Below are 13,432 nucleotides of genomic sequence, written 5' to 3'. Positions count from 1 at the left end.
CACCGTGCGGCATGTCTGAGTGTTACGGGCTTATCCCTCGCTCTCGCCACCTCCCAACCGGGCCAGGGTGGCCGCCCTGGCTGGCGTTAAAGGTATCCGTGGGGCGGGCAGTGACCAGTCGAACAAATGGCGCGCTGCCGCCGCACAAATCTTGCCCTGGCAAGCGCCCATACCACAGCGGCTGCTCAACTTGGCGGCAGTCCAATCAGCTGATCCACTTAACTGATGCAGCGGCACATCCTCACAACGACACAATAGCGTTTCCGGTGTCGCCAGCGTTTTCAGCACCGGGTTAAGCACAAAGGTTCGCGCTACCGCGCCGGCAAATTGCCGCCACTTGTCACGTTGCGCCGTTAATGCCTGTACCTGCATCAGGTTGCCGGTGGCGGCATAACCGGCAATCGCCCCCTCAGCCAGCGCCAACTCGCTGCCGCCGATCCCGGTACATTCACCGGCAGCATAAACCTGCGGCTGACTGGTTTGCTGGTGAGTATCCACGTCAACCGCATCATTTTGGATACGGCACCCCAGCAACATCGCCAGTTCGATATTCGCCATCAACCCAAACCCACAGGCCAGACGATCGCACTCTAAGGTTACTTCACGCCGCCCTTTTTGCATCCTGATCGCCGTCAGCCGCGGGTCACCTGACGCCTCCAACACGTAGCTGTCAGGACGATAATGCCGGTTAAGCAGGCTAAAGGATTGACGTAACTTCACCGGCCAACGCCACAATCCACCGGCAAAAGCCGCCAGCCGAGCAGCGGGGGCCTGTTCCGCCAGCATCACCACTTCGCCACCGGCTTTAACCACGCTGGCAGCAACGGCCAACAACAATGGCCCACTCCCGGCAATCGCCACCCGCTCCCCTTTAATAGACAACCCCTGCTTAATCTGCGCCTGCAGCCCACCGGCACCGGTGACTCCGGGCAGGGTCCAGCCGGGAAACGGCAACAAAAGTTCACGGGCACCACAGCACAGGATCAACGCTTGATAATCCACAATCCCGCAGCCCGCCGCATCTTCATAGAGAATTTTCTGCGGCCCGCACTGGGCCACAATCTTCACGCCGTTAAGCAGCGTCACATTATTCAGCGCCCCTACCGCCTGTCGGAATTGCTGTGCCAGGCTCGGCAACGCCACGTTCGGCCCGTCACGCCAGATCTGCCCGCCGGGACGCAGGTTATCGTCAAGCACCAACACGGACTGGCCACTCTGCGCCGCTGCACGGGCTGCCGCCAACCCTGCCGGACCCGCACCAATAATCAGCACATCGCACGCGAGATCACTCATTTTCTGTCCTCTCAATACGCATTCCAGGCTGGCACAGAGTCTGACACGCCAGCCGCCGCAGGCCATTCACCGTCACCCGGCACTCCTGGCAAATGCCCATACCGCAAAACGCGGCGCGGGGTTGCCCCGTGACCGAGATGCGGCAGCTATCCAGCCCGCTCAGGCTGAGCACTGCGGCGACGCTAAGTCCTTCGGGTACGCAGAGACTTTCACCGTTGAGGGTCAACGTCAGCAGGTTTTGTTTCATACCGGCAACGCCTCCTTAGGGAACATCCGTGCAGCCAGGTAAGGGGTATCATCAATCTCCGGTCGATGATTATGGATCTGCGCGGCAATCAACGCGGCGCTTCCCAGCGCGGTGGTAACCCCCAGCCCCTCATGCCCCAATGCCAGCCATAACCAGCGATGTTGGGGATGTGGCCCGAGTAGCGGCAGACCGTCGGCGGAGGCGGCGCGCAGGCCGGTCCAGCAGCGGATAATGTTCATCTGTGCCAGGGCAGGAAGAAAGGTGGTGGCGCGTGTCAGCATGGCGGCCAGTAACGGCATGTCGATAGTGCTGTCTGGGGCGTCAAACTGGCGGGAGGAGCCAATCAACAGCTGACCGGTTGGACGAGCCTGAACGTTAAACGCCACCGAAGTGCCGTCGCTGGCGTGTGCGCTGGCACCATAACCCAACTCAACCAATTGGTGGTGCACCCGTAGCGGGTAGCGATCGGTGATCGCCAGATGCCCTTTTTTGGCACGTAACAAGGGTTGCTCCAGCAACCTGTCGGCCTGCAGACCACAGGCCAGCACCACCGCCGGTGCGGTTAAACGTTCGCCGCTCGTCAGCACCAGCGCCTGCTGTTCCAGCGCGACGGCTTCACCCACAATGACCCTGACCGCCGGTCCGGCGTCAGCCACTAACCAGCGGGCAACGTTGGGCGCATAAACAATGCCGTCCCCCGGCACGCGTAAACCACCGGCCAGACCGGGCCGCAGCATGGGTTCAAGAACAGCAACCTGCGCGGCGCTCAATGCTTCGCTCGTCACACCGTACTCTGCCATGCGTTGCCGCTTCGCTTCGGCAATCGCCATTTCGTCGTCCCGCTCCGCCAGCCACAGCGTACCGCAGCCACGCCAGGCGCAGCTTTCCGGCAGACGCGCCACCAGACTGCGCCAAAGTTGCAATGAATAGGCGCTTAACGCCAGTTCGGCAGGATTATCGTCCATGCACACCAGGTGGCCCATACCGGCCGCCGTTGCACCGGCACGCTGGTTGTCCACCAGCAAAACTTGTAATCCTTGCTGCGCCAGCCGCCAGGCGCAGGCAGCGCCGATAATGCCGGCCCCCACCACAATCGCATCCGCCCGCCTGCCGGCAATCATCAGCGGATCCCCCAAACGAAGGGATCGCGCTCATCCAGCAGCAGTTGGCTGTCGGCGCAAACGTAAGCTTGCCCACGAATAAACGGCGTCACGCGATCGCCACTGCGCTGGTAATAGCCGCTGAACTGACTGCCAATCACGCTCGCCTGGTGCCAAATCTCACCCGGCTGCAGTTTGCCGTCGGCCGCCAGACAGGCCAGTTTGGCGCTGGTCCCGGTGCCGCAGGGCGATCGATCGTAAGCCTTGCCGGGGCACAGCACAAAGTTGCGGCTGTCGGCCTGCGGGTCGGCGGCAAACAGCTCGATATGGTCGATAACGCCGCCGTCTTCGCCATATATCCCTGCGCCCTCAAGCGCCTGACGCACCGCCCAGCTAAAGGCGGTCAGCGCATCCAGATTTTGCGTATTGATCGCCAGATGATGTTCGCCGATCAGAAAAAACCAGTTACCGCCCCAGGCAATATCGCCCACCACCGGCCCGTAGCCGTTGACCTCAACCCTGACCTGCCGACGATAACGATAGGCCGGTACGTTTTCCACCGTCACGCTGCCATCCTGATGCAAGGTGGCGTTCACCGTGCCCACCGGGGTTTCGATCAGGTGCTCACCGACGCCGATTTTCCCCAGATAGGCCAGTGAGGCCACCAGACCGATGGTGCCATGGCCACACATGCCCAAATAGCCGCTGTTGTTGAAAAAAATCACCCCGGCGGCGGCCTGCGGTGAGCAGGGCTGGCACAGTAAGGCTCCCACCAGCACGTCGTTACCGCGAGGCTCCAGAATGATGGCGCTGCGCCAGTCGTCATATTGTTGAGCAAACAGCGCCTTGCGTTCCGCCATACTGCCAGTGCCCAAATCGGGGAATCCTTCGACAATCAGTCGGGTGGGTTCCCCGGCGGTATGGGAATCGATCGCCCGCAGCGCGGTGAAGTGCGAAGAAAGTGCCATCGGAGTCTCCTGGGTTAATGAAATGTTACCGATGGAGCTAGACTGACCGAATCTGCTGACGGCGGCTTGATGCATTTCGGCGTGGCAAATGCCGAAATCAGCACAATCCCCTGGGCAGGCTTTAGCCGGATCGAGACAACCCGGCGAGCAAAAGTATGCGGTGATCCGCATAATTGGCAGCTACGCTTGAAAAGTTATAAGAAAGTTAATATTGATGAGGCGCTTGCCAAACGGCCGGTCCGGCCACCTCAGATTCAGTGCCACCCAGTGGGAAAAGGTATTGCCATGCGATTAGCCCAGGATCATCAGCTTGTTACGGCCTCCCGGCCGGTTATCGAGGAGCCGGAACAGGACATTTTTGCCGTTGAACAACTGTCACGCTGGTGCGATGGCCTGGCACAACAGCGCCCGAACACCCTGCACGACCTGCTCAACTCTCTGGCTCTGATCGCCCCGCTGCTCAATGCTATTCCCAACGTGGTGTTTTTTATCAAGGATCTGCAAGCACGTTACCTGCTGGCCAACCTGACGTTGGCCAAGCGCTGCGGCTTTAAAACCGTCACGCCGCTGCTGGGAAAAACCTCGGCGGAGGTGTTTCCGGCCCAGCTTGGCTCGGGTTATACCGAACAGGATCTGCGTGTACTGCAGCAGGGAGCATTGATTCAGGACCAACTGGAAATGCACCTGTACAGTGGGCGAGAGACCGGCTGGTGCCTGACACAAAAACTGGCGCTCTATGACGTTCAGGGCAAGATCATCGGTATGGCGGGCATCTCGCACGATCTGCAGGAGGCCAAAGCGAACCATCCTGCCTATCAGCGACTGGCGGCGATCGACGTCTATATCCGTCAGCACTACGCCCGACCTATTGCCCTCGAGGAATTAACCGCCCTCACCGCCCTTTCCGTGGCGCAGATAGAGCGCTACTGCAAACGTATTTTCCACCTCACACCACGCCAGATGATCCACAAGGTGAGGCTGGAAAAAGCCACCGAACTGCTGGCCGGCGATTTACCCATAACCGACATCGCCCTGCAGTGCGGTTACACCGATCACAGCGCATTCAGCCGCCAATTCAAAGCCATGACCGGCTCTACGCCACGTGACTTCCGCATTAGCATCACGCCATAACACACTGATTTATTGCATAAAGAAGTTTATCTTTGGCGCTTTGACGGCCAGGTTTTTGCTTGCCTGATACTCTGCGCCACTGTGCCAATTTCGTCATGGCATTCGGAGAAAACCGTCAAGCCCCTGCGGACAATACAGGTCAATCTGTGATTGGATTTTACCAATAATTCACCATTGATTAACAAACTTGGACGACAGGATAAACACTATGAGCCATAAAGCCATTAGCTGGAGCGGCGTGTTCCCGGCGGTCAGCACTCAGTTTCGTAGCGATTTCTCTCTGGATCTCGATGCCACCCATACGGTGATAAAAAACCTGGTCAAAGACGGTGTTTCTGGCCTGGTGGTGTGTGGCACCGTGGGCGAAAACACCTCGATGACCGTTCAGGAAAAATTGTCGGTGATTGAAGTGGCACGCGATGCGGCACAAGGCAAAGTACCGGTGATTGCCGGAATTGCCGAATTCACTACGGCCTTTGCTCGCAACATGGCGCAAGAAGCGCAAAAGGTCGGCGTCGACGGCATCATGGTCATGCCTGCGCTGGTCTACTCCGCCAAACCCCATGAAACCGCCGCCCACTTTCGCAGCGTTGCCGGTGCCACCGATCTGCCGATCATGGTCTACAACAACCCGCCAATTTACAAAAACGATGTGACGCCCGACATCCTGACGTCCTTGGTTGATTGCGAAAATATCGTGTGCTTCAAAGACTCCTCCGGCGACACCCGCCGCTTTATCGATCTGCGCAACGAAGTGGGCGATCGCTTTGTGCTGTTCGCCGGGCTTGATGATGTGGTGCTGGAAAGTATCGCCGTCGGTGCCGAAGGCTGGATCTCCGGCATGTCCAACGCCTTCCCGCGTGAAGGGGAAACGCTGTTCCGTCTGGCGAAGCAAAAACGCTTTGAGGAAGCCCTGGCGCTGTATAGCTGGTTTATGCCGTTGCTGCATCTGGACGCTCGTCCGGATCTGGTGCAATGCATCAAGCTGTGTGAAGAGTTGGTCGGCCGCGGCAGCGCCATTACCCGTCCGCCACGCCTGGCATTACAGGGCGATACCCTGGCAGAAGTCACCGCCGTAGTTAAAAAAGCGCTGGCAAACCGCCCTGAATTGCCGGACGTCGGCCTGTAATTGCCACTCTCGCCCGGCCGCCTGCCGGGCCTGAACACCAGCCAACCGGGGGAACCCATGTCCAACGCTTATACCATCCGTGGTCAACAGTTTATCGGCGGTCAACGCCGCGCCAGCGGTGAGGCCGAACTGGTCAGCCTGCGTGCCGATAACGGCCAGCCAACCGGCCACCGTTTTTTCTCGGCCAGCATCGCAGAAACCGCCGCCGCCGCCGATGCCGCCGCACAGGCCTTCGCCGCCTATTCACAACTCAGTGCCGAACGGCGGGCTGACTTCCTTGAGGCGATTGCCGGGCAGTTGGATGCACTGGATGAGGAATTTTTTAACTACGCCATTCAGGAAACCGCTCTGCCATTAGCTCGTCTGAGCGGTGAACGCGCCAGAACCAGTGGCCAGATGCGGTTATTTGCCAGCCTGTTGCGCCGTGGTGATGTGCACGGCGTACGCATAGACTGCGCCTTGCCGCAGCGCACACCGCTGCCGCGTCCGGATCTGCGCCAATACCGCACGGCGCTCGGGCCGGTGGCGGTGTTTGGTGCCAGCAATTTCCCGTTGGCCTTCTCTACCGCAGGCGGTGATACCGCCGCTGCCCTGGCCGCAGGCTGCCCGGTGGTATTCAAGGCGCACAGCGGCCACATGATCACCGCCGAGCTGACCGCACAGGCGATTGAACGGGCCAGAGAGCAGCAACAGATCCCGGCCGGGGTATTCAACATGATTTACGGCGACCGCATCGGCGCGGAACTGGTACAGCACCCGGCCATTCAGGCGGTGGGCTTTACCGGTTCGCTGCGCGGCGGCAGAGCCTTGTTCGATCTGGCCATGCGCCGTCCGCAGCCTATCCCGGTTTTTGCCGAGATGTCGAGCATCAACCCGCTGATCATCATGCCGCAGGCCTTAGCCCAACGTGGGCAGCAGATCGCACGCGAGCTGGTGGCCTCATTCACTCTGGGTTGCGGCCAGTTCTGTACCAAGCCGGGGCTGATCATCGGCCAACGCGGTGAAGCATTCAGTCAGTTTATCGGTGAATTAACCGAGCGGGTGAACGCCGCCGCCCCGCAACCGATGCTCAATACCGGCACGCTGGCACATTACCGCAGCGGATTGGCAGCACTGGATCAGCACGACGGCATTCTTCATCTGGCCGGCAGCCGCGAGGAACACCCTTTTTTAGCCGCACCGCAACTGTATCAGGCCGATATCGGCTTACTGCTCAGCGGCAATCCCTTGCTGCAGGAAGAAGTGTTTGGCCCGGTAGCCATTTTGGCTGAGGTGGAAAATCACCAGCAACTGACCGCCGCACTGGAAAGCTTGCAAGGCCAACTGACCGCCACGCTGCTGACCGACCCAGAGGATCTGGCCGATGCCGAACCGCTGGCGCAGTTGCTGACCCGTAAGGCCGGTCGGGTGCTGTTCAATGGCTACCCAACCGGAGTCGAAGTGTGCGATGCCATGGTACACGGCGGCCCTTATCCGGCCACCAGCGATGCACGCGGCAGTTCGGTCGGTACCCTGGCCATTGAACGCTTCCTGCGCCCGGTTTGTTTGCAAAATTACCCGGCCGCATTGTTGCCGCCAGCGTTACAAGACAGTAATCCACTGGGCCTGTTACGGCTGGTGAACGGTATTTACACCCGAGATCCGATCCACTCGCCTGCCAACAACTAGCCCGGCCGCATCTGCATGCCACCTAATAACAAAAGGGTAAACCCATGACAACCCAAGGCAAATTCAAGAAGCAGCTTACGCTCACCGATTTGACGTTTATCGGCCTGGGCGCAATCTTTGGTTCCGGCTGGCTGTTCGCCGCCAGCCACGTCTCCTCCATTGCCGGCCCCGCCGGCATTTACTCCTGGCTGATCGGCGGGTTGGCCGTGCTGCTGCTCGGGATTGTTTATTGCGAGCTGGGTGCTGCACTGCCCCGGGCCGGCGGCATTATCCGCTACCCGGTATTCTCCCACGGCGAACTGATGGGTTATCTGCTGGGGTTTATTACCCTGATCGCCTTCTCCAGCCTGATATCGATTGAGATCGTCGCGGCCCGCCAGTACGCCGCCGCCTGGTTTCCTTTTCTGAGCCAGCCCGGCTCCGGCAACCCAACGCTAATCGGTTGGCTGGTCCAGCTCCTGCTGCTGTGCTTTTTCTTCGCCCTGAATTACTACAGCGTCAAAACCTTTGCCAAATCCAACAATCTGATCAGCGTGATTAAATTTGTGGTACCGCTGCTGGTGATCGTGGTGCTGTTCAGCTTCTTCAAACCCGAAAACCTGCACAGCCAGGGGTTTGCGCCCTTTGGCTCCGCCGGGGTGGAAGCGGCCATTTCTGCCGGGGGGATTATCTTCGCCTATCTGGGCCTGACGCCGATTATCTCGGTCGCCAGCGAGGTGCAAAATCCGCAGCGTACCATTCCTGTCGCGCTGATCCTGTCGGTGGTGCTGTCCACCATCATTTATGTGCTGCTGCAGGTGGCCTTCCTCGGCAGTATTCCCAGTGAGATGCTGAGCGGCGGCTGGGCCGGTATCAGTCAGCAATTCTCACTGCCTTACCGTGATATCGCCATCACCCTGGGGATGGGCTGGCTGGCGTTTCTGGTGGTGAGCGATGCGATTATCTCACCGAGCGGCACCGGCAATATTTACATGAACGCCACCCCACGCGTGATATACGGCTGGGCTCGCGCAGGCACTTTCTTTAAGATCTTTACCCGCGTCGACGGTGAGTCCGGCATTCCGCGCCCTGCCCTGTGGCTGACCTTTGCGCTGTCGATCTTCTGGACGCTGCCCTTCCCCTCCTGGGAGAAGTTGATCGGCGTGGTTTCCGCCGCGCTGGTGCTGAGCTACGCCATTGCGCCGGTGACTGCTGCCGGTCTGCGCCGCAATGCGCCAGATCTGCCGCGCCCCTTCTTCGTGCGCGGCTTCTGCGTGCTCGGTCCGGTGTCATTTATCATTTCGGCGCTGATTGTCTATTGGTCCGGCTGGAACACCGTTTCCTGGCTGCTGGGCCTGCAGATCCTGATGTTCGTGGTTTATATCCTGTTCAAAAACAAGGTGCCAACCCACGCCGTCAGTCTGAAGCAACAGATTTGGTCGTCGCTGTGGCTGATAGCCTTCTATGCGCTGATTATTGTCGCGTCCTATCTCGGCAGCTTTGGTGGCATCAACGCTATTGGTCACCCGTGGGACACCCTCACGGTGGCGGTCATTGCGTTGGCAATCTATTACTGGGGCGCCTATACCTGTTTACCTCAGGCAAATTTTGCCGGTGATGAGGAAGAGTAACCGTAAAGGAGATATGTAATGACGCAAACCCAGAGTCTGACGCTGAAAGAAGCCTATGAATTAGCATTGCGCGCATTGCGCAGCAACGGTTTCAGTGCCGAACATGCCGATGCCGTCGCGCAGAATGTGACGGCCGGTGAACGCGACGGCTGCGCCTCGCATGGTTTGTATCGGGTACTTGGCTGCGTGCGTTCGCTGCTGGCCGGCAAGGTATCCGCCGAGGCACTCCCGACGATTATCGATCAAGCCCCGGCGATCTTGCGGGTGGATGCTCACGATGCTTTTTCGCTGCTGGCCTACCGTACCGCGCTGCCGGCGTTTATCGATAAGGTGCGCGCCAACGGCATCGCTGCACTGGCGATTAATCACTGTGTACATTACTCGGCGCTGTGGGCCGATATCGAACCCCTGACCGATCGGGGCCTGGTAGCACTGGCCTGTACCCCCAGCCATGCCTGGGTCACGCCGGCTGGAGGAACCCGGCCGCTGTTTGGTACCAATCCGATTGCCTTCGGCTGGCCGCGCCCGCAGCGCCCGCCCTTTATTTTCGATATGGCCACCAGCGCGGCGGCACGCGGTGAAATCGAGCTGCATCGCCGTGCCGGTACGCCGCTGCCGCCGGGCTGGGGCATCGATCAACAAGGGGAGCCTTCCACCGATGCGTCCAGCGTGTTGCAGGGGGCGATGCTGACCTTTGGCGGGCATAAGGGATCAGCGCTGGCGGCGATGGTGGAGCTGATCGCCGGGCCGTTGATTGGCGATATGACCAGTAAGGAGTCGCTGGCCTACGATCGGCAGACCGGCTCCTCCCCTTACGGCGGCGAGCTGATTATCGCGATGGATCCCGATCGTTTTCTGGGGGCGGACAAGGCGGCACATTTGGCCAGGGCAGAAACCTTATTCGCGGATATGAAAGAGCAAGGGGCGCGTATTCCGGGGGAACGGCGTTTTGAGCGTCGACAGTACAGTGAGCAGCACGGCATTAGCTTGCCGCAGACGCTGTATGACGAGATTGTGGCGCTCTGCCGCTGAATGAGACAGGCCCGCAGTTCAATACTGCGGGCCTGATTTGAAAAGATTATCTGACCACCATCACCGAGATATTGGCGTGGCGCACAATGGCCGCCGCGTTGGAACCCAGCAGGTAGGTTTTTACACTCGGGCGACGCGAGCCGATGATGATCAGATCGGCTCCAATCTCATCCGCCAGCTGCAGTACCTCATCGCGCGGTGAACCAAAGCTGATGGTGTAATCCAGACGATCCAGGGGAATGTCGATTTCCGACATGATCTTCTTGAGCTTATCTACCGCTTTGACTTCCGCCTGATTCTCAAATTCCTTGATACCGAAAGAATAAGCGGTAACGAATGCCGAAGCATCCGGCAGCGCATGGAAGAAATGCACTTTGGCACCGGATATTTTCGCCAGGTACTCAACATGCTCCAGCGCATGCTCGGTCAACAGATCTTCTTCAATATCTATCGGCACTAATATGGTCTTGTACATATCACATCCCTTCTATGTAACCTTGGTAGCTACAGGGTACTGCCGGGAAGGATAAGGGTGAAATGCTTTCTCGCGCTTTTGTGATCGGCGGTGAATACTGGTTAGGATAATTCTTTAGTTAACAAAATATAAACATCACATTTCTAACGGCTAGCCGATTAACTATTTCAAACCGGGTTAAATAAGCTGTAAATACACCGCCTTCGCCGTGGCGGCGGTTTTATTGGCTACCGACAGCTTCTTAATCGAATTGCCAATGTGGAAATTCACCGTCCGCTCACTCAGCCCCATTAGCAGAGCGGTCTCTTCCGAGGTTTTACCTTCGCTGCACCAGCGCAAAATATCTTTTTCGCGCAGCGTCAGCACATCTTTGATTGCCTCGTCGTTCACCGAGATTAATGCTTCACGCAGCGTTTTATGAACCATCTGCGCCAACCACAGGAAAAAGGTTTCGTTACGTGCGCTGGCCTGTGGTGACTGAACGGGAATGCTTTTTCCGGCAAAGGTGAGAATGCCCAACCGACCATAGCAATCCTTGACCGACTGCGACCAGCCTTCGCGAATACCAAACTGGGCCATACGCCACCACAGCTCTGGCTTGTCCTGGTAGAAATGTTCGTCCCAGTAAAATTGCAGCGTAGAGTGGTGGGCCTGCTCAATCACCGGATCCTGCAGGTAGACCCGCAGCTTGCGATAGTCCTCCAGGTAGGACTCGGGGAAATTGCCCTCTATCAGCATTTTGGGTCGGCTGGCCGGGTAGCAGGAAAAGACCGTGTAAGAAAAGTATTCAAAACCCAAAGCTTGGGCACAGGGTGCCAGCTGGCTTAAAAAAACCTCGCGGTCTGGCTGACTGGTCAGTAAGGCATCCATCAAAGGCTGAAGGTGGGTGTCCATAAAACAGGTTCTCCAGAAGGCCACACCGGGTTATCGATAAGTAAGGTTAACTATAGTGGAGGGCCCGGAGCGGCAACAGCCGTTTCATAGTATAAAAAGTACCATGCCTATATCAAAAACAGCTATGCCTGCTCGGATATTAATAAATAACGCCTTTAAATGGCATTAATAGCGGAAATTACGCGAATAACATAAAGCCGATTTATTGTAAACCTGTCACTTCTACCGTTAGACACTGGCAGCTATGCCCATTACCTTCGCCATAGGCACCTGGTGCTTTTTAAATCCGAATAAATTATAAGCATTTGCGAATTTCGCAAGGCGGAAAAATACTCACGGGGATTTTTATGGCAGAGAATAATTCAGCAATCCATTCGGTCGCTGTTATTGGTGCCGGGACCATGGGCAGAGGTATTGCCTATCTTCTGGCGCAAAACGGCATACGAACCCTGCTTTATAATCGTAGCGGTAATAATCTGAATCAGGCCAGGGACTATATTATTCGTGACCTGGATAAGAAAATAAACGGCGGAAAAATAAGCCCGCAGAAAAAAGGCGAGATATTGGCCAATCTGGTTTTCTCTCCTATTTTCGAGGCTATTGCCGACAGCGACCTGGTGATTGAAACCATCGCGGAACATGAGGCAACCAAGCATGAGATCCTCGCGGCGATTGCGGCCACGGTGAAAAAAGAGGCGATTATCGCCACCAATACCTCATCGCTGTCATTGAATAAGCTGGCGGCAGGCGTCGAAAATAACGCCCGGTTTATCGGCCTGCACTTCTTCAATCCGGCCCCGCTGATGAAACTGATCGAAATTATTCCGTCTTACTTTACCAGCCGGGCCACCAGCCTGCGTTGCCAGCAGTTGGTGACGGCGATAGGCAAACAGTTTGTGGTCTGCAAAGCCACGCCGGGCTTTATCGTCAACCGGATGGCGCGACCTTTTTATCTGGAAGGGTTCCGGCTGTTGGAAGAGAACGTGGCGCTGGCGCCGCAGATCGACCGCGCACTCAAGGCCGGTGGCCACTTTCGCATGGGACCTTTAGAGCTGACCGATTTTATCGGCCAGGATATTAACTATCAGGTCAGCAGCCAGATTTGGCAGGACATGCAGTACGACCCCCGCTATACCCCCGGCCATTTGCAACGTTCGCTGGTGGATGCCGGGCTGCTGGGGAAGAAAAACGGCCGATCCTTTTTTACCCCCTCTTCCGCCACACCCAGCTCCGCCGACGCAGGCAGCGGCACGCCGACCTCACTGAATTTTTATGGTGAACATCCCCTGTTCGACCTGTTGCAACAGCGCGCTTTGGCGCTCTGGCCAAGGGTGCAGATTAATCGCCAATCGGAACAGCCAACGCTGGGCCGCTTTATCCGGGTGAATGACGCAATGGCCATCAAAATTACCGATGGCCGCACCGCCAATCTGCTGGCTGAATTGACCGAACTCGATACCTTCGTGATCGACGCCGCGCTCAACTACGCCGATACCGCCTATCTGGCGGCGGCCCACAGCCAGGATGCCAGCGCGGCCAATAAAGCGCTGTTTCTGACGCTGCTGCAAACGTTGATCCCGCAGGTGGAGTTTATTAAAGACTCCCCGGGCCTGATTGTCGCCCGCGTCCTGAGCAGCCTGATCAATGAGTCGGTGATTATGGTGGAGAGCGGGGTTTGCAGCCGGGCGGACATCGATATCGCCGCGGTGGCCGGCGTTAACTATGCCGATGGCATCTTTAGCTGGCTAGCGCAGCTTGGGCAAAAAAACGTGAAGTCGACGCTGGACAATATGGCGCAACTGCTGCATTCCGCCCGCTATTACCCGCATTACTCTTTGCTCAATACCCCCCGACCAGAGCTGGCCGTCGCGCCCTAAGGAAAAAT

12 protein-coding genes are annotated in these 13,432 nt (G+C 57.8%); 6 read left to right on the top strand and 6 right to left on the bottom strand.

The window, feature by feature from the left end:
• Positions 1–30: 30 nt before the first annotated feature.
• The 4 genes from ACSOSI_RS09905 to ACSOSI_RS09890 are packed head-to-tail and all read right to left on the bottom strand — an operon-like array spanning position 31 to position 3,608.
• The gene (locus ACSOSI_RS09905; RefSeq protein WP_476706995.1) at positions 31–1,293 is read right to left on the bottom strand and encodes an FAD-dependent oxidoreductase; all 1,263 of its coding nucleotides are present in this window, start codon (positions 1,291–1,293) and stop codon (positions 31–33) included.
• Positions 1,286–1,540 (bottom strand): (2Fe-2S)-binding protein, encoded by a 255-nt coding sequence (locus ACSOSI_RS09900; RefSeq protein ID WP_012006267.1) that lies wholly within the window; start codon positions 1,538–1,540, stop codon positions 1,286–1,288. Before ACSOSI_RS09900 ends, ACSOSI_RS09905 begins: the two co-directional genes overlap by 8 nt.
• Complete coding sequence (locus ACSOSI_RS09895; protein ID WP_476706994.1) at positions 1,537–2,661, bottom strand: NAD(P)/FAD-dependent oxidoreductase; 1,125 nt, start codon at positions 2,659–2,661, stop codon at positions 1,537–1,539. Before ACSOSI_RS09895 ends, ACSOSI_RS09900 begins: the two co-directional genes overlap by 4 nt.
• Positions 2,661–3,608 (bottom strand): 4-hydroxyproline epimerase, encoded by a 948-nt coding sequence (locus ACSOSI_RS09890; protein ID WP_017892370.1) that lies wholly within the window; start codon positions 3,606–3,608, stop codon positions 2,661–2,663. The genes ACSOSI_RS09895 and ACSOSI_RS09890 overlap by 1 nt, the downstream gene beginning before the upstream one ends.
• A 285-nt stretch (positions 3,609–3,893) precedes the next feature.
• Between ACSOSI_RS09890 and ACSOSI_RS09885 the strand changes: the two genes are divergently transcribed.
• The 5 genes from ACSOSI_RS09885 to ACSOSI_RS09865 all read left to right on the top strand — a co-directional run bounded on the left by ACSOSI_RS09885 (position 3,894) and on the right by ACSOSI_RS09865 (position 10,178).
• A complete protein-coding gene (locus tag ACSOSI_RS09885; RefSeq protein WP_259188496.1) occupies positions 3,894–4,739 on the top strand; it encodes an AraC family transcriptional regulator in 846 nt (281 codons plus the stop codon).
• 208 nt (positions 4,740–4,947) lie between these two features.
• A complete protein-coding gene (locus ACSOSI_RS09880) occupies positions 4,948–5,868 on the top strand; it encodes a dihydrodipicolinate synthase family protein (protein WP_017892368.1) in 921 nt (306 codons plus the stop codon).
• Between the two features lie 57 nt (positions 5,869–5,925).
• Positions 5,926–7,536, top strand: coding sequence for an aldehyde dehydrogenase (NADP(+)) (locus ACSOSI_RS09875; RefSeq protein WP_476706993.1), 1,611 nt, complete (start codon positions 5,926–5,928; stop codon positions 7,534–7,536).
• A gap of 44 nt (positions 7,537–7,580) precedes the next feature.
• Positions 7,581–9,146 (top strand): APC family permease, encoded by a 1,566-nt coding sequence (locus ACSOSI_RS09870; RefSeq protein WP_012006261.1) that lies wholly within the window; start codon positions 7,581–7,583, stop codon positions 9,144–9,146.
• A gap of 18 nt (positions 9,147–9,164) precedes the next feature.
• Positions 9,165–10,178, top strand: a complete 1,014-nt coding sequence (locus tag ACSOSI_RS09865; RefSeq protein ID WP_476706992.1) for an Ldh family oxidoreductase — start codon at positions 9,165–9,167, stop codon at positions 10,176–10,178.
• A gap of 46 nt (positions 10,179–10,224) precedes the next feature.
• Here the strand turns inward: ACSOSI_RS09865 and ACSOSI_RS09860 are convergent, their stop codons facing one another.
• Positions 10,225–10,653, bottom strand: a complete 429-nt coding sequence (locus ACSOSI_RS09860) for a universal stress protein (RefSeq protein ID WP_012006259.1) — start codon at positions 10,651–10,653, stop codon at positions 10,225–10,227.
• Between the two features lie 177 nt (positions 10,654–10,830).
• Positions 10,831–11,547, bottom strand: coding sequence for an autoinducer binding domain-containing protein (locus tag ACSOSI_RS09855; RefSeq protein ID WP_261276932.1), 717 nt, complete (start codon positions 11,545–11,547; stop codon positions 10,831–10,833).
• A gap of 347 nt (positions 11,548–11,894) precedes the next feature.
• Between ACSOSI_RS09855 and ACSOSI_RS09850 the strand changes: the two genes are divergently transcribed.
• Positions 11,895–13,424 (top strand): 3-hydroxyacyl-CoA dehydrogenase NAD-binding domain-containing protein, encoded by a 1,530-nt coding sequence (locus tag ACSOSI_RS09850; RefSeq protein WP_476706991.1) that lies wholly within the window; start codon positions 11,895–11,897, stop codon positions 13,422–13,424.
• The last annotated feature ends 8 nt before the right edge of the window (positions 13,425–13,432 follow it).

The sequence above is a fragment of the Serratia sp. AR11 genome (genome assembly GCF_056376275.1).
Note: the sequence above shows the minus strand (reverse complement) of the source record. Positions and strands in the feature narration are given on the sequence as shown.